Source organism: Dictyobacter halimunensis (assembly GCF_036245075.1).
In genome coordinates this window covers 1,555,626-1,577,355 of sequence record NZ_BSRI01000001.1, presented here as the reverse complement: position 1 = coordinate 1,577,355, position 21,730 = coordinate 1,555,626, and the positions used below count along the sequence as shown (strand labels likewise).

Genomic DNA, 21,730 nt, shown 5'->3' with positions numbered 1-21,730 from the left:
GGGGAATGAACAGACAAAATTTCAAATCTCGCTCACTGGCCACGACGGGCGTTGTGCAAGAACTGCCGCCGGGCGAGGAACATCAAGATGACGCTCGGCGCGTGTACAGTCCCTTACGGGAGGCGCTAAAGAGATTTCTCGCCGACCGCCGGGCGCTGGTGAGTATGCTGGTGCTGCTGCTCATGTTGCTGACGGCTATGTTTGGTCCCTTTCTGTATCAACACGTCGGGATCAGTATTCAAAGCGACCTGGCGGGACGCATCGGGCCGGAGCGCTATCATGTCTATTATCATGAAGAGCTCTCCAGGCAGGACCAGCTGCCCTCGTCCGCTTACTGGTTGGGGACGGACAGCGTGGGACGCGACATTCTGGCGCGCCTGATGCAGGGGCTGCTGATCTCATTTACCGTCGCGATCATGGTCGAGGTGGTGGATGTGGGACTCGGCCTGTGTGTTGGCCTGCTGGCAGGTTACTATGGTGGCTGGATCGATCAACTGCTGGCCCGCTTTACCGATATTATGTTCGCTTTTCCCTCGCTTTTATTTGCCCTGTTGCTGGTAGGGGTGTTCGGCCCTCGGGCCAATGATTTCTTTGAAAAGGTTCCGCTCTTTGGGGATCCTGGCAACTCGCGCCTGCTGATCGTCTCGCTGGCCCTGGCGTTTACCGCCTGGCCCTTGATGGCCCGCTACGTACGCGGTCAGACCTTGCAGATCAAGGAGCGGCAGTTTATCGAGGCCGCCCGTACGGTTGGGACCCCTGACTGGCGCATCATCATCCGGCACATTGTCCCTAATTTGTTCAGCCTGGTCTTTATCGCCTCGACCCTCAATATCGCCGGAACCATTATCGGGGAGGCGGGCCTGAGCTTGCTGGGCGTGGGGGTACAGGATCCCGGATCAAGCCTGGGACTGATGATCGCGGACGCCCTGGAGGTGACCGAGTCGCATCCGTGGGAGATTTTCGTGCCCACCTGTGTTCTGACCATTATTGTGTTGTCTATATCGTTTATCGGAGATGGTCTGCGCGACGCGTTTGACCCCCATCATTAGCGGTTCGCGGACGCGTAGCAAGGACTTCTATCCCAAAATATGAAGGAGACCGGTTTGTTTGTATATACTCTCAAACTGTTGCTCTATCTGCTGGTAGCGCTACGTTTATGACGATCATGCACTGAAATCCTCCGGCCGTGCCTGGATGGTAAGCTGAGCTACACGGAAATATATCGTATAATTTGTATATGTTCTACGTGCCAGCGTATTCCGGTGCATGCATATGAGGGAGGCCGTACTGCTTGTCTGATCTGAAATCATTCTCAGCGACTGCCGAGGAGGCGATCTATCTCCAGCCGCCTGCCGGACGTCGCTATGTGCGCTCATTTTTGTTTTCGCGACGCGTCGATGCCCCTTTTGCCCGTGTGCACCTGCTGGTACGCGCTCTGCTGGTGATCTGCCTCTCGGCGGCTCAACTGCGTACCATGAATACGGCCCACCCGGATATTGTGGGGGCAACCGTCTTACTGGTGCCGAGCATCGCCATCTTCCTGATCAGCGGCATGCACGGCAAGGTGGCCCGTATCTATCTGCTGTTGATGGTGCCAACCATCTTCAGCCTTTTTTTCTCCTGGACACTGCTCAATCCGGTGGCGGGGAATATAACATTTGTGCGGCAGCAGGTCTATCCTGGTTTTCTGACCTTTAGTCTGGCCGTCTGGCAACTGTTGTGGGTCGGTATGGTATTGCTCTACTATCGGTGGAAGCGTGGGATTGTGAACGGGATCATCCTGGCCAGCGTCGCCGCTATTGTGCTCTCCTATCTTCTGCCTCTGCCGGCCTGGACCATCGCGCGCGTTCCCTTCTTCCATCCGTTAACGCTCTACATCAGCGAGCAGGGATTGTTGTTGGCCCTGACCAAGGTGGTCAGCTATTCGGGCATGATGCTCTCGACCATCGCGCTGGTGGTAACCAGCCGGGACATCGAACTGATGGGGGCGATGCGCCAGATCCATATCCCGCGACCGATTATTTTCTTCTTAAGCACCGTCTTTCGCGCTCTCAACCTGGCTTTGACCGATTACGAGACGATCTACCAGGCGCAGATCGCGCGGGCCATCAATGCCCGGCCACGGAGCTTCGTGCGTCGCCTGCGAGACCTGGCCAGTATCGCGGTCCCAATGGTGGCCATGATGATCCGGCGCTCCAGTGAAATCGGGGATGCCCTGATGGCACGAGGGTATACCCTGCGCCAGCGCGACGTCGACTTCTATGAGACGAGTCCCTTCCGTGCCATCGACTGGTTGCTCCTGCTGGCATGTCTCGTCCTGTTGTACCTGGCCATCGGCCCCTATCCCGGTCTGACGGCGCTTATTCAGAGGTGGTAATTTAGATGATGGCACAAGAGTTCAGCGATCAACAGCAGCCAGCCACTGCGCAGGCGGGGATACAAACCATGAGCGCCACCGATAGTCGACAGGATGCGGTCAACGTAACCGGCCTCTGGTGGCGCTACCCCACCTTTAGCGAGAAGGCGGGGGCGTGGACCCTGCGCGATATCGCCCTGCGCATCAAGCAAGGCGAATGCTTCGGCATTACCGGTCCCAGCGGTGCCGGGAAAACCACGCTCTGCCGGGTGCTGATGGGGATTTTGCCCTATACGGCGCGCCTGACCAATGAGCAGCTGCCGCATCACTTTCGCGGCCAGCTTGAGATCCTACAGGAGCCGGTGACCCACGAGACCGCCACATCGCATAAGGTCGGCATGGTCCTGCAAGATCCTGAGAACCAGTTTCTGCGCATGAGCCTGTTGCATGAGTTGGCGCTGGGACTGCAGATCCAATCGTTGCCCCAGGACGAGATTGTGCAGCGCATCCATGAGGCGTTACAATGGGTGGGACTCCAGAAGTTATGGCAGGGCGCGCTCTACCTGCATCCCTCCGATCTCTCGGGAGGTCAGAAGCAACGCGTCGCCATCGCGGCCTTCCTGGCGTTGCGCCCCCAGATCTTGATTCTGGATGAGCCGACCAGCGACCTGGACCCCGTCGGCAAGCGTGAAGTGATCGAGACCATTGCCCGCCTGCGCCAGGACTACAACATGACCGTGATCCTGGTCGAGCAAGATCCCGAGATCCTGGCTACCTTCTGCAATCGTATCGCTCTGCTTCACGAGGGACGCATTGAACTGGTGGCGACTCCCAGCGGCTTCTACAACGAACGCGCCATCCTGGAGCGCTGTGGTGCCTCGGTGGGCGAGCTGACGCGCATCTGCTGGCGCACCGGTTACACCTTCCATGGACGTCCCCCGCTGACCTTCGCGGAAGCCGAGGAGGCGTTTACCCCCGCTTTTCAGCAGCAGCGCCTCACGGCCAGCCAACCGGCGGCTTCAATTCCACAGGAGACGGTGGTTGAGGCGAAAAACATCGTGTACAACTACGGAGATGGCTCGCTGGCCCTCAAGGGTGTTGATCTTACCCTGTATCGTGGTGAGATGCTGGCCTTGCTGGGCCCCAATGGCAGCGGAAAGACCACCTTCGCCAAGCTGCTGGCCGGCATCTATCGCGCCACGCAGGGACAATTGCTGGTATTTGGGCAGAATGTGGCGGCGCGCAAGGTGCGTGCCCGCCTGCCCGGCTCTGTCGGCTATGTCTTTCAAAATCCTGATCACCAACTCTTTTGCCGTAAGGTGAGCGATGAGATCGAATATGGCTTGAAGAACCTGGGCATCAACGCCAGGAAGCGGCGGAGCATCGTTGAGGAGACGCTGACTGCCGTTGGCCTCTCTTCTTACGCGGATGAAGATCCCCTCTTCTTGAGTAAAGGACAGCGTCAGCGCCTGGCCGTTGCCGCTGTACTGGCCATGGGACCCGACATCCTGGTGGTAGATGAGCCCACGACCGGCCAGGACCAGCGCTCGATTACCAGTATCATGAGTCTGCTCTGTGATCTGCAGCGGCAGGGGAAAACCATCCTGGTGATCACCCATGACATGACGCTGGTCGCCGAATACTGCCAGCGCGTGGTCGCTTTTCGCGACGGCGATCTTGCCTTTACCGGTACCCCGGCAGACCTCTTTGGCAACGTGGAGATCCTGCGGCGCACCGGTCTGCGCCCACCGGCGGCGGCGGAGCTCAGTCGCCGCCTGTATCATCTTCAGCCCGCTTTGCCACCATTGCTCACCGTCGAACAATGGGGCGATGCCCTGGCGCCTCATCAGTAAGCGAGCAGAGAAAAATAGCCGCTTTCTTGCCTTCAAGAAAGCGGCTACCAGTGATTAATACAGACTAGCCACACCTTTGTGAGTGCCAACGGATGAGAAAAGCTGGATGGAAATTGCGGTCAAACTATCAGTGTCATGCATGTTTTTTATGAACGAGCCGGGCCTTCTTTTTCCATCCATGCCAACAGTATAGTTGGACGGTGTCACAAAGGCCTCTCAATTGAAGGCACCATAATCACGATCTTGATGAAAAATAGAGCACATCAGTTTACAGGAGACGAGCGAGAAAGCCCCGTCCATTCATGGCGGGGATGAATCGCCGTTCCTTGTTTGGGGCTTGGGTGGCTTGGGTTGGTACGTCGGATCATCCCATGCCAGATAGGTATCAAGCGCCCTCCGAATAATTTCAGCCATGGGTAAATCTTCCTCTAGGCTTCTCTTTTCCAGTTGTTTCTTTTGTCGTTCAGTGATGTAGATATTTGTTCGCTCTTTCCTCATGGGGCCTTCTTTTCTTGTTTGACATGGTACCCTATTAGGGTGTATACTATACCATACAAATACAGAAAGGACAAGGACGCCATGCTGATCTACGAATACAAGCTTGATGGCAGTAAGGCACAATATGCCGCCATTGATGAAGCGATTCGTGTCTGCCAGTTCATTCGTAACAAGTGTCTCCGTCTATGGACGGACGACCACGCCACCAAGAATGACTTGCAGAAGTATTGCGCCGTCCTTGCCAAAGAGTTTCCCTTCGCCAACCATCTCAATTCTCAGGCTCGTCAAGCTGCTGCTGATCGTGCGTGGAATGCTATTCAACGTTTTTATGACAACTGCAAAGCCAAGAAACCTGGGAAGAAGGGCTATCCCCGTTTCCAGCATGATAATCGCTCAGTTGAATACAAGCAGACTGGATGGAAGTTAGAGCCTGATGGCAGGCATCTTACCTTGATCGATGGGTGTGGCATAGGTCGTCTGCGTTTAGTGGGGACACGTGACATTGAAACGTTCCCCATCAAACAAATCAAGCGGGTGCGTCTGATCCGCAGGGCAGATGGGTACCATGCCCAGTTTGCGGTGCAGGCACATCGGGTCATTGAGCATGAGATGACCGGCGCAACGGTTGGTATCGATGTGGGACTCAAAGCCTACTATACCGACTCCAATAGCAACACGGTAAAGAACCCGCGCCACTATCGCAAGGCAGAAAAACGACTCAAGAAACTGCAACGCCGTTTGTCTCGCACCGCAAAGAAAAGCAACAATCGGAAGAAAGCCCGCCAACGAGTCGCCAAAGCACATTTGAAAGTCCAAAGGCAGCGTGAGGATTTTGCCCGCAAAGAGGCGAACGCGCTCGTCACGTCTCACGACCTGATTGCCTATGAAGACTTGAAGATTGCCAATATGGTGCGCAATCGGCACCTTGCCAAGAGTATCAATGATGCCGGTTGGGGACAATTCCTCCAATGGGTCAACTACTACGGAGCTATGCACGACATTCCAGTTGTGAAGGTGGCACCACACTTCACCAGCCAGAACTGTAGTGGATGCGGCACGCTCGTCAAGAAGAGCCTGAGCGTGCGTACACATATCTGCCCTGACTGTGGATTGGTGATGGATCGGGATCACAATGCCGCTGTGAACATTTTAAACAAGGCTCTCAGTACCGTCGGGCAGACGGGAACTGATGCACCTGTGAGTGCATAAAACGCTTCTGGACATCGGACCCCTACTTCTCAGGAGCAATCCTGTTAAGCACGTTGGATGGATGAAAGAAGAATCCTCCGCATTTATGCAGGTGGAGTGTCAATCTAACAAGCGGTGGGCATATTTCAATACGGTGTCGTAATACGCATCATTGTGGGGACAGAGATCCTGGCGCTGAACATTTCTGGTAATGACCTTGCAGGGATGATTGGCATCACTGAGGTACACCTGAGCTGAGAGATCACTGATTTCATGGTGTAGGAGGCGTTCGCAGTCGTTGAGTTCGATGCAGACGATGCCGGCCACCTCTTCGCGCTGGAGTACGAGGCTGGTGATGGGGCACGGCAGCAGGTAGAAGAACAGGTGGCAGAACTCACGATCCTGAAAGCCTGGCAGCAAGATCGGATCGGGGACGATGCCAGCCGGAACAAGGTCATCAATTGAAAGCTGCAGGCCCAGTTCCTCCTGAATCTCACGTACCCCATCTCGAAACGACTCGTGGGCCAGGAGATGGCCGGCAGCCGTAATGTCCAGTTGATTGGGAAAATCTTTCTTCTGCGCCGCGCGCTGCTGGAACAGGATAGAGCGCCTGCCCGCCTGCTTTTGTACGAACCAGCACTGGAAGGTTTCATGCCAGTATCCCTGGCTGTGAACTTCCGCGCGCGTGCGCACACCGATGCGCTCCATAGTCTCGCTAAAAATTGCCAGCTGTTCAGTCTCCATGCCGGGTATGCATCCTCTCTTCCTATTTTACAGTCTAGAAGGAGTGCAGGATTTGCAAGTCCTGCATTCCTTTATTATTGGTTATCGAGGTGTAAGCAGGGATGGCTAACGAAAGTCTTCCAATACGATCTTGCCGATGGTGCTGCCCTTCTCCAGTTTGGCGTGGACGGCGCGCAGATTGGCCGCGTTGATGGGCGATACACGTTCGGTCAGCGTCGTTTTGATTTTGCCCCTATCGATGAGTTTGGTCAGTAAGTCGAGGATCTGATGCTGCTTGATCATGTCGTTGGTATGATACAGCGAGCGCGTAAACATAAACTCCCACACAAAGGTCGCGCTTTTGGATTGGAGCGCGCTGAGATCTATTGGTCCATGCGTTTCGACGATGGAGCAGATCTTCCCTTGCGGGGTGATGACGTCCACCATATTCTCCCAGTGCTTATCTGTACTGTTCAGGCAGAAGATATAGTCGACGTTCTCCATCCCCAGTGCCTTTAACTGCTCGCCAAAGGGCTGATGGTGATTGATGGTTTCGGTGGCACCATGGTCCTTTGCCCACTGAATCGTCTCCGGCCGTGAAGCAGTACCGATCACTTTGAGTCCCGCGAAATGAGCCAGTTGGGTGGCGATCGAACCAACGCCACCGGAGGCCCCAATGATCAGGATACTTTTGCCGGCATTGGCGGCTGCATCCTGGCTGATTTCCAGACGATCAAACAGACCTTCCCAGGCCGTCAGGGAGGTGAGGGGGAGCGCGGCCGCCTGCGCGAAATCCAGGCTTGTGGGTTTGTGCCCTACGATGGTCTCCTCGACCAGGTGAAACTGGCTATTGCCACCTGGACGTGCGACGCTCCCGGCGTAATAGACCTCATCGCCCGGCTGAAATAACTGGCACTCAGGCCCTACCTGTTCGACGACTCCGGCCACATCCCACCCCAAAATCTTCGGTTCCTGTTCTTGCTGCGGTTTGGGTGCGCGTATCTTGGTATCAACAGGGTTAACTGAGATCGCCTGTACTCTGACCAGGAGGTCACGACCACCGGGGGTAGGGGTATCGATCTCAAGATCGATCAGACTCTCCGGATCATCAATCGGTAGATAGCGATATAATCCAATAGCTTTCATGAACACCATCCTTTAATCTACTATGGCTTGCGTACATGTTTCTGAAGGTGAAACAAAAACGACCAGTCTTTTAAATTCTTTATAGGCACGTTTAACCACGTCGTGGAGTCTCAGTGCGTTTTCTGTATTCCTTGACAGGCCTCTATGTTTTCAGGTATACTCATCATTAATAGATTTAAACAAACGGTTTGAAATAAACTATCACTTGCGACTGGTCGCGTAAAAAAGGGCGTATGATGAACGAACTGCTTGTTCTTGGTCTGCTTATGCACTGGCCTCTGCATGCCTATCGGCTAGCTAAAATCGCCAACAATATTCTTGGTCCAACTGGGAACATCAGTCGTGGAACTCTGTCTGGTTTGCTGGCAAAGCTTGAGCAGTCTGGCCTCGTTACGGAAGCGGCGTCTTCGGAGGCGCCTTTCCCTTCGGATCGCCCTTCTCGCGTCCTGGCGATTACTCCGGCTGGTCGTGAGCGCTTTTTACAACTCATGCTAGATGCGCCCTCTCAGCTGGATATCCCACGTTTCCACATAAAAGCTTTGCACCTGGAGTTTTTGCCACCGGAACGGCAACTTTTCTTGATTGAGCACTTTTTGCTTGCCTGTCAGAACTTCATTCGGGATAAGCAGGCCGAAGTTCACCGCTTTGGAGCCGATGCCGAGAAACATGTACACATGAACGATACCTTTTCTGAAGGCGTTCAGGCGTTTATGCGCCTCAAAATCGAGCAGATTCAGCTTGAAATAACGTGGGGGCAAGCATTGCGCGACCGCGTTGTTTGCCGCCTGCATCATGAACCACTCTCGTAGCTGGCGTTAACCTATCTATCTGAATCGATAGTCTTTTTTATGCAAGGAGGAACATAGAGATGGAACTACCGGCTTCTCGTTCCGAGCAACGATCAGCATCCCAGGCCTTTGCCTTCCAGCGTCTCCTGCTGGCGGCCTGTATTATTCTTGCACCATTGAGCATTACGCTCTATCTCGTCACGTGGGACGGAAATCTACGCGATCCTCTCGCCGCCAGCGCAGCGGCCAGTCCAACTGCTAATATTCTCCACCTTATTGGTGGAATGGCTGCCTCCTTCTTCCTCCCGTCAGGCTACCTGGGTATGTCGCTGCTGGGCATGAGACGTGCACCCTGGCTTGCTACGCTCTCGGCGGCACTCTCACTCATCGGCTGGATTCCCTGGGCAGCCCTTATGGGTCTGGATGACCTGGCCTACGATATTGTTCAGTCCGGGGCTACCAGTCAGTTTGCCGACCTTTGGAGGCACTTCAACGGTGACACCTTCATGACGGCATACCTGCTCATCTATATCATCGGCCACCTGCTCAGCGCCATCCTCATCGGATTTATGCTGGGGCGGCTCCGTATCATTCCCGCATGGACTGCCTGGGCCTTTGCCCTCTCCAGCCCCCCTTACCATTGTTATCTTTCCCATTCACATCGTCGTCTTTCAAAACATAGCGAAATATCTGATCTGTGCCCTTTTGTTTCTTGGCGCTGTTCCCGCTGCCCTGGCCATGCTTAAATACAACAATGATCAATTGTAGCCCGATATTCTCATATGAGGGGATACATTATGGACGCACAATTCGATGAACAACCCATCTCAAATGAGATGGCGCAATTGACGCATGAAACTCATACTTCCCAGAAACGCGTCGCTTCCAAACAGCCAGTTTTCTTGCTGGTGGCCTGGATTCTGCTTATGCTTATTGGAGGATTCTTCCTCTTCGCCTCTCTCTCTGATCTTACGTCTGATGCCCGCGTCGGTCTGCCTTCCGATCACCTGGAGGTATTCCACAGCATTACCGGCATGACCTGGAACGCCGCAAAGATCGCATCACCCCGCATCACGAGTTACACCACGCTGTTAGAGGTAACGTATGCCGTGCATGAGCTCGTTTTCGGTCTGCTTTTCCTGGTCATCGTCATTCTTCCATTCCGCAGACGTGCCCGCTGGGCCTGGTGGGCCTGCTGGATCCCGATGATCGCCAACCTCACCTATACCTTTGCCATGGCGCGCTACAGCAGCACAACCCTGACGTACAGCCTCATCGCTGATATCGCTCTCCCCTTCCTATTGTTAGTGCACATACCAGCCTTTTTTCGCAAATCGGTACCCCGTTCCGTATAGATTGATGGAGAGGAGCATACCTGGTAATACTCCCGACTCGTAGATTTGGCGGGGAATTGACTTCCCCGTTTTCCATCCTCCATGCCCGCCTCTCCATGCTTGTCCCTCCGGTGCGGCCATGAGCATTCTCGCCTGATATGTGAATCCGTTTTTCGCCTACCAACGGTTCGTCAACCCCTCGATCAAGAAAGCATGGTATCGCCCCAATCCTTGATCTGATATTCTTTCACGGCACCCTCCAGGTAGAATGGATCTGACCTGGCGAAGGCTTCGGCTGCAGCCCGGCTGCGGAAGAGCGCCATATTTCCGCCTCCTGAGTCTGTGAAAGGGCCTACTCCCACTATCTCTCCACGAGCAAGGAACTGATCCAGGAATGCTTTGTGGCGAGGGTAGATGGCCATAATCTCGTCGCGAGTCTTTCCTGCGCTGCAGCCAATCACTGCAAATAACATTTTTCAACCTCTTTTCAAGGAAATAATTCTTATGCATACCTATATTTGGATGCGGAGGGTGACGATCTCAAATGGATTGAAGTCGAGCTCAATCGTATGGGTATCCTGTACTGGTAGCGTGGCCTCAACTGCTTCCAGCAGGTTGGTGCTGCTGGCCGCTTTGATGGGCACGTTGACGGTCAGGGTTGTTCGGGTGCTGGAGCCCGAGGCCTCATAGAGGCGAATGATGATATCGTCTCCCTTCTCGGCCTTCTTAATGGTCTCGATGATCACATTTTCCGCCGCCACCTGCGCGAGGGAGGTGACGCTCGACGAGCCCTGTTGGGGTTCGCCCTGTACATACTGGATGGGAACATTGAGCTCGTAGCCAGCGCGCATCACATTGCCGGTGATGTGGTTTCCGGCGTGGGGATAGAGGGCATAGGTAAAATCGTGTTCCGCGCGATCGGCGGCTGGATCGGGATATGATGGGCTGCGCAGCAGGTTGAGATCCAGCGTGTTCTGGGTGATTTTATGCCCGTATTTGCAGTCATTGAGCAGGGCGACGCCATGATCCCACTGCGAGAGATCGATCCATTTGTGGGCGCAGATCTCATAACGGGCCATGTCCCAGCTGGTATTGCGGTGGGTAGGACGCTTGATCGAACCAAACTGGATATCGCAGGTCGCCTCGGAGGCGTTCACGGCCAGCGGGAAGCTGGTGCGCAGCATCGTATGATTTTCCTGCCAGTCGACGTGGGTGACAAAATCCAGGCGCGGGCTCCCAGCCGTCAATATGATGCGCTGCTGCAGGGTTGATTGCCCGAAACGATAATGCTGCTCCGCGATGGCCTGGGGACCATTGACGCGAACCGACATCTCCTCCAGCTTAAAGTAGTGCGGCGTCTGCTCATCGTACTGGATCGAGAAGTCCCACGCATCGCCTTCATCATGATAAAGCGCCAGCCGGTTGCCATACGCTCCGGACTCAAGCACCTCGCGCTGCAGGTCCTTATCAAAGATAGACTGGATGCTGCCATCGGGGGCGAACTGGACGCGCAGCTTATCGTTCTGTAGCACGTTCGCGCTGGCCTCTAGCTGTGCTCCCACATCCTTCGCGTCACCGTTACTGGCCTGCTCAAGGGAGACGTAGCCCAGGGCGGGCACGGTAACGTGGCGCCACGCTCCCTCAACCTGCAGCCACTGCTGGCGCTCCCACGAGAGCGAATTAAAGAGGGTAACGGCCCCTGTGGTATCTTCTGGCTGCTTGAGCAATGTTGCCCGCGCCTGGTGGGTCAGGTCCTGCACCTGGTTGGACAGTTGTGCATAGCGTGCCAGAGATTCATCGTAGACGCGCGTAATGGAGGAGCCGGGCAGGATATCGTGGAACTGATAGAGCAGGACCTCCTTCCAGATCGCGTCCAGCTCGGTTGTCGGATAGGTATAGCCTGGCGTACGGGCTGCCAGCACGGCCGCAAACTCCAGCTCACGCAGCGCCAGTTCCAGCTTACGATTAAAGCGCTTGTTGCGGGCCTGGGTGGTATACGTTCCCTGATGCTTTTCCAGGTAGAGCTCACCGACCCAGGTTCCATAGTCGTCAGTATCAGTGGCGATGCGCTCAAAAAATGTCTCGATCGGCTCCTGCTTGACCGGGGGAAGGCCAGCCAGATTCTTCTCGCGTGCCAGACGCTCCAGGTGCTCGACTCCAGGACCGCCACCGCCGTCGCCGATGCCGAACAGCAGCGTACTGTACTCGGAGATGGCCTTATCGGCGAAGTTCTTTTCGGCGGCGAGCAGGGCGCGTGGCGCGGCTGAACTATTATAGGTTCCTTCGGGCGGCATATGGGCCAGTACCCGTGAACCATCGATGCCCTGCCAGTAGAAGGTGTGGTGCGGAAACACGTTGTAGGTGTTCCAGGATAGCTTGATGGTCAGGAAGTAATCGACACCAGCCTTTTTCAGGATCTGGGGGAGGGCGCCCGAATAGCCAAAGACATCGGGGAGCCAGAGCATCTTTGGCTCGGTACCAAACTCTTCGCGGAAGAAGCGCTTGCCGTAGATGATCTGACGTACCAGAGCCTCTCCGCCTGAGATATTGGTGTCAGGCTCAACCCACATCGCGCCCTGCGTTTCCCAGCGACCCTCGGCGACTTTGGGCGCGATCCTTTGAAAGAGCTGTGGATAATAGTCTTTCATCCACTGATAGAGCTGCGGCTGGCTGGCGCCGAAGATATAATCGGGATAGCGATCCAGCAGGGCCAGCGCGGTCGAGAAGGTGCGCGCCCCTTTGCGGATGGTTTCGCGTATCGGCCAGAGCCAGGCCAGGTCGATGTGGGCATGACCAATGGCGCTCAATCGCAAGGAAGGCGTGCCGCCGCTTTTTGCCAGCTCGGGAGCAAGGATGGCACGGGCCCGACTGGCCTCCTCCGATGTATACTCCACCAGCTCACCGTCCGCCTGAGAGAGCGCGAACAAGATACGCTGCTGGCGCGCGGTATCTGGTGAAAGCTTCGTCATCAGTTCATGCAGGACCTCGAAGTCGTAGTAGAGGTGATACAGCTCCTCGTGGAAGAGCGCTACATGCGCCTCCTTCAATGTACCACTGTCCTGATAGCGTCCAAATAAATCATTGCAGCCTGCATCGGCCCACAGGTCAATGCTCTCGCCGCCTTGAGCACGATTGGTCAGAGGAAATACATGTTTGCCCGGCCTGCCCAGACTGTAATCAAATTCGGAGCTCACCGTGGTCAATCCCTGTAAAGGATCGCCGCTCGCATCCACGACGCAGGCTTCGCCGCTGAGATCGACCAACAACACGACAGCCTGTCCGGCAGCCTGCTCGGGCACCTGGCCGGTAAAATGGAACCAGGCGCAGTCCCACAGCTTCCCCCAACTCTGACTCAGGGCGATCGTCGCATGCCGACCCGACTGGCGCTCCGCGAACGGCACCGGCTCCGGCGTAATCCATGCCTCGGTCTGTAGCTCTGCCAGAGGTGTGTAGATAGCCTTCTCAATGCGCTGTAACGTCGCTGCTAATGCGCGCTGGGTTTTTAGGTAGTGATAAGGCAAGTGTATTCCTCTTTTCTGTGTGCAAATGCATAAATACATGTGTATCTGGTAGCTTCGTCGTTGAAATTTATTGTAACACTGGAGAGATACAAATGTCAGTTTCTATCGATATCTGGTCGTGAATCTAGAGTGCATGTCGCAAAAGCGCATGCCAGGGGAGCGGCCTGCCGCTTTTGAGAGGGATAGGTGGAGCCGGTGCGAGGTACCATTCTGCCTATCCCTCTCACAAACCTTTCTTCCATCGCAGGTAGAACCAGGCCAGGGCGATAGCGGCGAATCCAGAGCCAACGAGTAGGGCAATGCTCAGCAGTCCCTGAGTGATGGTTGGATTGAGTTTGAGGAAGACCCACTGGAAGTGAAAGAAGGCCTTCTGCTCCCAGGGTCTGGTGGCATTGAGCATGGTGCCGACCAGGGTCGGGATGTGGAAGCGCGGACTCATCAGGTTGGCCCAGAACCAGTAGAGGATGAAGAGTATCTGGTAGATGGGAACCTTGTTGACATCCTCCCCACGGCTCAATCCGGGGGATTCCTCGAGTCACCTCTAGGGTTTCCTGCTTCGTAGAGGCTTGCCCGATTTGGTTTTCACCGCACCGGGTCTTACGGCCTCTCCACAGGCGTTAAGGACCGTGAGTCCCACGGACCTGATGTTTTTTGCGGCGTTGCTATCGTGGTCATGGACCACGCCACATTCCGGGCAGGTCCACATTCGCACATCAAGCGATAAGGAGTCGAGAATATGTCCACAGTCAAAGCAGCGTTTGGAGGAGGATACCACGTGTCGATCTTGACAAGGTTCCTGCCATACCACTGCGCTTTGTATTCCAGTTGAGACACCAACTCACTCCATCCGACATCGCTGATCGCTTTAGCGAGACTGCGATTTTTGACCATGTTCTTGACCTGCAAGCTCTCAACACAGATCGTTTGGTTTTCACGGATCAGGCGTGTCGAAAGCTTGTGGGAGAAATCACGGCGGCGATCAGCGATACGGGCATGGATACGAGCCACCTTGAGACGAGCCTTGTCACGGTTTTTGGACCCTTTTTTCTTCCTGGCATGTCGTCTCTGGGCCTTTGCCAGTTTCTTTTGTGAAAGGTCAACAAAACAAGGAAAGGAGCGGCTTTGCTTCCTCCCCATGGCTGAAGCACAGGGGTCTCTGCAAAGCCGAATTTTTAGATGAAGGCAGGCAGAGCGATGGAGAAGTCGGCCGCGATACCATATTAACCAACTGAGTTTGCGCCAGATCAGAACTCCAAACAACTTGCAAGGGCGGGTCAATGCCACCATACGTTTTATTGCTGGCGGTGTTGTTGCCTTTTCCTCCCTGTTAGGCGGTTTCCTCGGCACTGCCATTGGTCTGCGCGCAACACTTTTTCTTGATGCTGGTGGCGTTTGCCTCTCTTGTTTATGGATTATCTGTTCTCCTATATGGGAAATAACAGACCTTCAGCCAGTACGGAAGGGCGAGTAGTCCGCTGAGCATCTAATTATTCGTACCTTTCCAGAAGAATAAGAGGCCAGTAAGCGTTGTCGTTGCATGGCCTCTTTTTCGTTGTGATTGCCTCCTCTGAAAATGAATATTTTCAGTCGGGGTGGTGTCGTCAGAGACGCAACACTTTTTTAATCAGAGGGATAATAACTAGTTTCTTATTATATTGACGGATAGGGGCAATCCATGGTAAACTATAGCCATGAAATTAAGCCAGTACGCCAAACAGCAGGGCATCTCCTACAAAACGGCCTGGAGATGGTATAAAGCCGGACAGCTCGATGCCTATCAAACGGCCACGGGAACCGTCATTGTGCGCGATCAACCCGCCGCGGCACCCTCAACCGGGCGCATTGCCTTGTATGCGCGGGTGTCCTCGGCGGCTCAGAAAGAGGATCTGGCCCGTCAGATGGAGCGATTACGCACCTATGCCCTCGCGCGTGGCTATCAGGTCGCCAAAGAAGTGACCGAGATCGCCTCCGGACTCAATGACCAACGCCCGAAGCTCAGCAAACTGCTGCAAGATCACAGCATCGGCACGATTGTAGTTGAGCACCGGGACCGCCTGACCCGCTTTGGCTTTCACTACATTGAACAGTTGCTCGCCAATGAAGGCAGGCGCGTCGAAGTTATTTTTCCCAGCGAGACCACCGATGATCTGGTTGACGATTTCGTCAGCGTGATCAGCAGCATGGCGGCCCGTATCTACGGTCGGCGCAACAGTACACGCCGTGCCGCACAGATCAAAGCCTGTATCGAGAAGCAGATGGAGGAAGAGGAGGAGGTATGACGCTCGTCGTCCGTGGCTATAAAACCGAGCTCAAGCTCAACAATGCGCAACGAACCGCCTGCCTCAAACACGCCGGCACCGCCCGTTGGGCGTTCAACTGGGGTTTGCGCCGCTATCAAGAGGAGCATGCCGCCGGGCGCAAAGCGCCCACGGCCATCAGCTTACACAAAGAACTCAACGCCCTCAAGCAAACCGAGCTGCATTGGATGTATGACGTCAGCAAAGCCGCCCCGCAAGAGAGCTTACGCGATCTGGAACAGGCCTTCAAACACTTCTGGAGACGCTGTGCCAGGAAGAAGCAGGGCACGTGGCGTGGCAAGCTCGGGTATTCACGCTTCAAGTCGAAAAAGCACGGCATTGGCAGTTTCCGTCTCACCGGTGCCATTCATATTGGGGAGGATTGGGTGCAATTGCCCCGCCTGGGCAAGCTGCGCCTCAAAGAACGTGGCTATCTTCCCACCACAGGCGTGCACATCCTCTCGGCCACCGTCTCGGAACACGCGGGGCGCTGGTATGTGAGTGTGCAGGTGGAGGAGGAACAACCTGAGGCAGGGATCGCGCTGGGAGAGACCATCGGCATCGACCTGGGGATCAAAGCGCTGGCGACCCTCTCGGATGGTCGGGTATTTGGCAATCCCAGAGCGCTGGGATCGCATCTCAAACAGCTGCGACGATGCAGCCGTCAGCATGCGCGGAAACAGCCGGACAGTAAGAATCGGCAGAAAGCGGCGCGCAAACTGGCCCGGTTGCATGCCCATATCGCCAACCTGCGCAAAGACACGGTGCATCAGGTGACCTCGCTGATTGTGGCGAAAACCAAGCCCGATCAGCAGCGTCCGACGTGCATCGTGTTGGAGGATCTGCAGGTGAGCGGCATGCTGAAGAATCGGAAACTGAGTCGAGCCATCGCAGACATGGGATTTGCCGAGTTCCGCCGGCAGCTGGAGTATAAAGCGCAGCAGGCCGGCTCGCTGGTCTACACGGTGTCTCAATGGGAGCCGTCGAGCAAAACGTGTTCGTGGTGTGGCTGGATGGATGAGGATCTCACGCTCTCTGACCGCCTCTTCCACTGTGAGGAGTGTGGCTCGGTGATCGATCGCGACCGGAATGCCTCCATCAATCTTGCCCTCAAGGCGGCAGGATAACGAAGAAGAGTACGGCAAGTTCTGTCGGAATGGACGCCTGTGGACAGAGCAGCGCTGGCTCGCTCGCGAGAGCGAGTGAAACTGCCCTGGAGGAAGCAGGAAGTGAACACTGCGTATGGCATGTCCATATTCGGGTAAGTTTCATAGAACGGCCGTTGTATTTGTTGGATGATTTGTATGGCATGCGGTTGTATACTGCCAGCCAGTTCGTGGCGATCTGGATCTGGGCATCCTGAAGGCTCAGCTTCCCGCTGCAGACCTGGTCGCGTAAATAGTTTTCGACTTTATCTTTTTCATGATAGCCCGGAATCGGTGTGGCGCTCTCCGGCCACAGGTTCGAGATATCGTTTGTGCCGCCCAGCTGCAGGCTCACCAGGTGATCGATCTGATACTGTCCCGGTGCGCGTTTCTTGATGCTGTAGGAGGTGTAGACCTGGTTTTTGAGGCTCACCGGCACGTTGCGTACAGAGGTGGCATAGCCCGGAGTACAGACCTGTGCTGTTGTCAGATTGGGGAAGATATCGCCGGGGGTGCACGCCATATCCTGGAGCGGGCCCTGCGCCTGGCAGCCACTGGTTTTGGTCCGGTGGCCCCAGGCAGGGGCTACAGCAGCACTATCAAAGGAAGCGGAGGCGCCCCAGGACGTGGTTTGTGTCCTACCTGACTGGTGGCCAGTCAGGATAGCTGTAGTAAAGGGAAGGTCACACGCACTGAAAAAAACGACAAGAAGCGTGAACAGCGTCACCCACATCATACCTTTGCGCATCATCCAACGTCTCCTTCTGCCTGATCCTTCAGTTGTGGTGATCTACCGAGAGCTCAGGAAGATTGGGCCACCAGCCAGGTGGCGTCGAATTTCTGTGCCTGTAGATCGGCGAGCTTAATCCAATAGTAGAGCATACCAGAGCCGGGCCAGTTCATGTTGATACGCTCATCGCTATCAACCTGCAACAGCAACTGCCACTCGTTGGCGCTCTTTGAGAGTTCAGCCACCTTTGGATCATCGGCATCGGTGATGCCGTTGGTCATCATCTGGCACTGCAGGCGCATGTCATCCTGCAGCGTCTCAGGATAGCCAAGCATCTGATGGTGCGGTTGGGTCGAGGGCTTGCCTGTAAAGCGGGCGTATACCGTATCATATTTTGCCTGATCATCATTATTCCAGGCAAGGTCGGCAATCTCCAACTGGGGTTGTTGGGACATCGTCGACATCGCATCGAAGCTAACCGTGCTGGTTTTGAATCGGGCCTCTTCCGGCAGCTTTGTGGGAACCGTGGCGGGCTGCAGATGCTGGACGTCGCTGCTGTAGAGGACGCTCCAGCCGCCAGCATCCTGTGGATCTTCTCCGTACGTTTCCTGGCTGGAATCATAGAAAAACCAGAGCATACCTTGCTGGGGTAATCGATGATTGGTATCGTAGTGCGCGACCTCATCCAGCCGGATCTGAGCCACAAATGACAGGGGCACATCCTTTTTCATCGGCCATTGCTGTCCCTGGGGTAGATCTGGTATGCCACCTATTTTCGAAATGCCGACCTTCAATCCTGCCTCATCTTTCACGGGCGACGCCTTCAGGCTGATCGCGGGCTGCACCAGGACCTGAACGTAGTCATTCAAGCGCTCCAGGCCAGCTTTCTTTAACGCTTTCTGCGTATCTTCAGCTTTCATCTATTCATCTTCCTCCATTGCACTCTGTGTACCGAAAACACGATAGCTTTCTGCCCTGGAAACCGGGAAGGCATAATCCTATATGTTTTCTGTATCTCCCTTTTAGTACGTGGTACCAGAGCTTTTTGAGGCAGACGACCCAAGAGCACCTGCAGTGCTTACTTTTTGTATGGTTATTGCTTGCCTTGCGCCTGGATTTTCGCACCTGCGGTGTTGAGGGGCTATTTGTATGTTGGTGGGTCGGGTGCGCATTCGCGCACCCGACCCACCAACATCCCTCCCCGCGTCCGCGCAGCGGACGCGCGCCTGTAAAAAGTATGTCTGACAGTAAAGGAGATTTGGATGAAACGGTACACTTTGTTGTGTAGCTGAATAGGTCTGTTTAACGTTGTGTGAACAGAAACCTGAATTTAAACTAACAGCACCAAAAGGGAAGATCATGAAAACGTTGATTATCATTCCAACATATAATGAAGTTGAAAACCTGCCCTCGTTACTCCATGGTATTTTTGCCTACGTACCTGAGACAGATGTGCTGGTTGTGGATGATCATTCGCCAGATGGGACGGGCCAGCTGGTGGAGGAGCTGAGCCAGCAGGATGGACGGATTCATTGTATACACCGGCCGGGCAAATTGGGTCTGGGCACGGCATACATCGCTGGCTTCAAGTATGCGATAAGCCATCACTATGATGCCGCCTTTGAGATGGATGCGGATTTCTCTCACGATCCACAGCACCTACCTGCTTTTCTAAGCGCTATTAAAGATGCTGACCTGGTGATTGGTTCGCGTTACATTCCTGGTGGAAGTACGCCCAACTGGTCGCTGCCGCGCCGCCTGATCAGTAGTAGCGGCAATATCTTCGCGCGAGCCGTGCTGCGTCTGCCGGTGCGCGATTGTACCGGCGGCTTTCGCTGCTATCGGCGCGAGGTCTTAGAGGCCATTGACCTGGATAGCGTCCAATCGCGTGGCTATGCCTTTCAGGTGGAGATGACCTACCGGGTCTTGAATAAGGGCTTCACCGTGGCCGAAACACCCATCATATTCGTCGATCGCCGGCTCGGCCAGTCCAAAATGTCGCGCAGCATTGTACTGGAGGCCTTTACCTATGTCTTAAGGACGCGCCTCAGCAGTCTGCTGCCCGGCCAGGCTCGTCCGCGGGTCCGCTATCTGCATCGCATCCTGCCACCATCGCCTCTGCCGCCGCGCATTGATGAGTCACGACCACCATTATCCATGCAGGCGGAAACAGAGTCTCAGCCAGGGCAGATGGAAGCCCACCGGCAGAAAACAGTCCCCTTTGCCATCCCACGTCGCCCAACGCGACAGCTCTAAAGTTGCAAGCCTGCGGTGTTGGCAATCACTGAAAATGTTTTGCGGCAACTGTACATATGCAGTTGCCGCAAAACATTTTCAGCTATAAAGTAGACACGCGTGGTAGCACGCTACTGGCGAATGCGCGCAATCCCTCGATATCCTCAAAATCAAACCACTGCAGCATAATTTCCTGGGCTCCGGCGTCCGCATAGGCCTGAAGCTGCTGGACGATCTGGTCCGGTGTCCCAATGATCGTTTTGTTGGCCGCTATCAGTTGCTTGACCAGCCCATCGGTATTCATTGTCGTGAACTCCGGCTCCTGGCGGTACTGGCTGAGCTTGTGTTCCAATTCCGCTCTATCGCGGGCAAAGACCACGCTGTGCATCACGGTGCGCTTGACCGCATCCGGCTGGCGTCCCGCCTGTTGAAGCAGCCTATCCAGGATCTGGGAGCGCTCTTTGAAATCAGCGGGAGTTGGAGCAACGGTGTTCCATATATCGGCATAGCGCGCGACCAGGGGGAGGGTGCGTTTGATGCCGTTGCCGCCGATCATGATGCGTGGTCCACCCGGTCGTTGAGTACGGGGTAGTAGCGTGGCACCGCGCACCTGAAAGAAGTGGCCTTCAAAGGTGACCGGCTCGTCGCTGCGCAGCAGACGTGTTATCACCTCCAGCGCCTCCTCAAAACGGTCCATGCGCGTCTTTACATTCCCTAATTGGTAGCCAAATAAACTGTGTTCTCGTTCCTGCCAGCCAGCCCCCAGTCCCAGGATCATGCGCCCATTGCTCAGATCATCGAGGGCCGCGGCCTGCCGGGCCAGCATGGTTGGCTCGCGGAAAGATACCGGCGCCACCAGCGGGCCAAAATGGATATGCTGTGTCCGATCAGCCAGGTAGGTCAGCGACACAATCATCTCCAGCGAATCTAAATCGGGTGGATTGGGATTGGTATAGTGGTCCGAACGAAAGAGCCCGGCAAAGCCAAGTTGATCAACCTCCACCGCCATTCGCTTCCAATACGGCCAGTTCAGCCCATTCTGACCCTCGATCATGATCGAGATCTCTACCATCGTCGATTACCTCAGTTCTTTCATTTCTGGTCATTCTCTAATCAGTGCAACAATAGCGGCAAAAAAAATAATCCCGCGCCTCTCCCATCTGAGAGGCGCGGGCTGGTTTTCTATCGGGTAGAGAGGCAATTAGCGCAGGGCGTCGCGAATGGTCAGGCCGAAGCGCTCAACGATCGGAGTCAGGGTCGAAAGCAGGATCGAGCCGATGACCAGCACAATGATGATGTTGACACCTGACCAGGTGACCCAGCCGGGAATAAAGGCGTTGGCCGGCTCCTGTCCCGTCAGCAGCAGCACCAGGTTGCCATAGAGGCCACCGATGATATTGTTGGGGATAACGGCGCACAGCAAGAAAAAGATGAAGCCGCGCACTGTGAAGACATCCTTGCCGACCGGGCTGACGCCGAAGCGATAGGCGAGGAAGCGGTAGAGCAGCATAGGGATGCACAGCTGGATGAAGTCGGCGGCGCCGAACGGAATCGCCACCAGCACTGGAATGCCAGAGAGCAGTCCCGCTCCCACAAAGTTGCCGATATAGGCGATGACGAAGGCCCAGCCGCCAAACCAGAGGGCGAAGGGAAGGCCAAAGCCGATCGCGATAAATATGGTGCTCACGCCGAATGCGGGTCCTGGCAAGGTTACAACCCCCAGCCAGGACAGGACGGTATAGACCGCTGTCGCCACCGCCACCGCCACCAGCTGAGATAGGCTCGGCCAGCCGGTAAAGCGGAACGTATAGCGAATGCTGGTCGATGCGCTGCCCTCGATTGCCGGCGGCTCATCAGGATAATTGCGGTTCATCTCAACATTATCTGGTCGTTTCAACGAATCTTCCATCTGGAAA

The 21,730-nt window shown here is 55.2% G+C and carries 20 protein-coding genes and 1 pseudogene; 10 read left to right on the top strand and 11 right to left on the bottom strand.

Going from position 1 to position 21,730, the window contains the following annotated elements; all coding sequences use genetic code 11:
* The first annotated feature begins 5 nt into the window (after positions 1-5).
* From AABA21_RS06310 to AABA21_RS06300, 3 genes are all read left to right on the top strand, one after another.
* Positions 6-1,049: an ABC transporter permease gene (locus tag AABA21_RS06310; RefSeq protein ID WP_338248133.1), complete on the top strand. Its 1,044-nt coding sequence runs from the start codon at positions 6-8 to the stop codon at positions 1,047-1,049.
* A gap of 242 nt (positions 1,050-1,291) precedes the next feature.
* A complete protein-coding gene (locus AABA21_RS06305) occupies positions 1,292-2,377 on the top strand; it encodes an energy-coupling factor transporter transmembrane component T (protein WP_338248132.1) in 1,086 nt (361 codons plus the stop codon).
* 5 nt (positions 2,378-2,382) lie between these two features.
* Positions 2,383-4,209: an ABC transporter ATP-binding protein gene (locus AABA21_RS06300; RefSeq protein WP_338248131.1), complete on the top strand. Its 1,827-nt coding sequence runs from the start codon at positions 2,383-2,385 to the stop codon at positions 4,207-4,209.
* 300 nt (positions 4,210-4,509) lie between these two features.
* On the opposite strand, the gene AABA21_RS06295 is transcribed toward AABA21_RS06300, so the two are convergent.
* Positions 4,510-4,707, bottom strand: a complete 198-nt coding sequence (locus AABA21_RS06295) for a ribbon-helix-helix domain-containing protein (RefSeq protein WP_338248130.1) — start codon at positions 4,705-4,707, stop codon at positions 4,510-4,512.
* An 81-nt stretch (positions 4,708-4,788) separates the two neighbouring features.
* Between AABA21_RS06295 and AABA21_RS06290 the strand changes: the two genes are divergently transcribed.
* Positions 4,789-5,916: an RNA-guided endonuclease InsQ/TnpB family protein gene (locus AABA21_RS06290; RefSeq protein ID WP_338248129.1), complete on the top strand. Its 1,128-nt coding sequence runs from the start codon at positions 4,789-4,791 to the stop codon at positions 5,914-5,916.
* Between the two features lie 99 nt (positions 5,917-6,015).
* Here the strand turns inward: AABA21_RS06290 and AABA21_RS06285 are convergent, their stop codons facing one another.
* Together AABA21_RS06285 and AABA21_RS06280 are read right to left on the bottom strand one after the other, a co-directional pair.
* Positions 6,016-6,639, bottom strand: coding sequence for an NUDIX hydrolase (locus AABA21_RS06285; protein WP_338248128.1), 624 nt, complete (start codon positions 6,637-6,639; stop codon positions 6,016-6,018).
* A gap of 105 nt (positions 6,640-6,744) precedes the next feature.
* Complete coding sequence (locus AABA21_RS06280; protein ID WP_338248127.1) at positions 6,745-7,764, bottom strand: zinc-binding alcohol dehydrogenase family protein; 1,020 nt, start codon at positions 7,762-7,764, stop codon at positions 6,745-6,747.
* Between the two features lie 233 nt (positions 7,765-7,997).
* Between AABA21_RS06280 and AABA21_RS06275 the strand changes: the two genes are divergently transcribed.
* Genes AABA21_RS06275 through AABA21_RS06265 form a run of 3 tightly spaced genes read left to right on the top strand, consistent with a single transcriptional unit; the run spans position 7,998 to position 9,907 of the window.
* Complete coding sequence (locus tag AABA21_RS06275) at positions 7,998-8,573, top strand: PadR family transcriptional regulator (RefSeq protein WP_338248126.1); 576 nt, start codon at positions 7,998-8,000, stop codon at positions 8,571-8,573.
* Positions 8,574-8,632: 59 nt separating this feature from the next.
* Complete coding sequence (locus AABA21_RS06270) at positions 8,633-9,298, top strand: hypothetical protein (protein WP_338248125.1); 666 nt, start codon at positions 8,633-8,635, stop codon at positions 9,296-9,298.
* A 51-nt stretch (positions 9,299-9,349) separates the two neighbouring features.
* Complete coding sequence (locus AABA21_RS06265; protein ID WP_338248124.1) at positions 9,350-9,907, top strand: hypothetical protein; 558 nt, start codon at positions 9,350-9,352, stop codon at positions 9,905-9,907.
* Between the two features lie 182 nt (positions 9,908-10,089).
* Here AABA21_RS06265 and AABA21_RS06260 read toward each other — a convergent pair whose 3' ends face one another.
* The 4 genes and pseudogenes from AABA21_RS06260 to AABA21_RS39305 all read right to left on the bottom strand — a co-directional run.
* Positions 10,090-10,359 carry a YciI family protein gene (locus AABA21_RS06260; RefSeq protein ID WP_338248123.1) on the bottom strand — a complete coding sequence of 90 codons (270 nt, stop codon included), beginning with the start codon at positions 10,357-10,359 and terminating at the stop codon, positions 10,090-10,092.
* Between the two features lie 39 nt (positions 10,360-10,398).
* Positions 10,399-13,407, bottom strand: a complete 3,009-nt coding sequence (locus AABA21_RS06255) for an alpha-mannosidase (RefSeq protein ID WP_338248122.1) — start codon at positions 13,405-13,407, stop codon at positions 10,399-10,401.
* 223 nt (positions 13,408-13,630) lie between these two features.
* On the bottom strand, positions 13,631-13,924 hold the full coding sequence (locus tag AABA21_RS06250) for a hypothetical protein (protein WP_338248121.1): 294 nt from the start codon (positions 13,922-13,924) through the stop codon (positions 13,631-13,633).
* A gap of 24 nt (positions 13,925-13,948) precedes the next feature.
* Positions 13,949-14,496, bottom strand: a pseudogene (locus tag AABA21_RS39305) (RNA-guided endonuclease TnpB family protein); the annotation flags it as partial.
* 596 nt (positions 14,497-15,092) lie between these two features.
* Between AABA21_RS39305 and AABA21_RS06235 the strand changes: the two are divergent.
* Both AABA21_RS06235 and AABA21_RS06230 read left to right on the top strand, forming a co-directional pair.
* Positions 15,093-15,686 carry an IS607 family transposase gene (locus AABA21_RS06235; RefSeq protein WP_338251006.1) on the top strand — a complete coding sequence of 198 codons (594 nt, stop codon included), beginning with the start codon at positions 15,093-15,095 and terminating at the stop codon, positions 15,684-15,686.
* On the top strand, positions 15,683-16,831 hold the full coding sequence (locus AABA21_RS06230) for an RNA-guided endonuclease InsQ/TnpB family protein (RefSeq protein ID WP_338248119.1): 1,149 nt from the start codon (positions 15,683-15,685) through the stop codon (positions 16,829-16,831). The genes AABA21_RS06235 and AABA21_RS06230 overlap by 4 nt, the downstream gene beginning before the upstream one ends.
* Here AABA21_RS06230 and AABA21_RS06225 read toward each other — a convergent pair.
* Together AABA21_RS06225 and AABA21_RS06220 are read right to left on the bottom strand one after the other, a co-directional pair.
* Positions 16,815-17,600 (bottom strand): HNH endonuclease, encoded by a 786-nt coding sequence (locus AABA21_RS06225; protein ID WP_338248118.1) that lies wholly within the window; start codon positions 17,598-17,600, stop codon positions 16,815-16,817. The genes AABA21_RS06230 and AABA21_RS06225 overlap by 17 nt on opposite strands.
* A 50-nt stretch (positions 17,601-17,650) precedes the next feature.
* Positions 17,651-18,499, bottom strand: a complete 849-nt coding sequence (locus tag AABA21_RS06220; protein WP_338248117.1) for a YwqG family protein — start codon at positions 18,497-18,499, stop codon at positions 17,651-17,653.
* 439 nt (positions 18,500-18,938) lie between these two features.
* Between AABA21_RS06220 and AABA21_RS06215 the strand changes: the two genes are divergently transcribed.
* Positions 18,939-19,835, top strand: a complete 897-nt coding sequence (locus AABA21_RS06215; RefSeq protein ID WP_338248116.1) for a polyprenol monophosphomannose synthase — start codon at positions 18,939-18,941, stop codon at positions 19,833-19,835.
* Positions 19,836-19,917: 82 nt separating this feature from the next.
* Here AABA21_RS06215 and AABA21_RS06210 read toward each other — a convergent pair whose 3' ends face one another.
* The gene (locus tag AABA21_RS06210; protein WP_338248115.1) at positions 19,918-20,886 is read right to left on the bottom strand and encodes a TIGR03560 family F420-dependent LLM class oxidoreductase; all 969 of its coding nucleotides are present in this window, start codon (positions 20,884-20,886) and stop codon (positions 19,918-19,920) included.
* A gap of 129 nt (positions 20,887-21,015) precedes the next feature.
* Positions 21,016-21,723 (bottom strand): hypothetical protein, encoded by a 708-nt coding sequence (locus AABA21_RS06205; RefSeq protein WP_338248114.1) that lies wholly within the window; start codon positions 21,721-21,723, stop codon positions 21,016-21,018.
* Positions 21,724-21,730 lie beyond the last annotated feature (7 nt).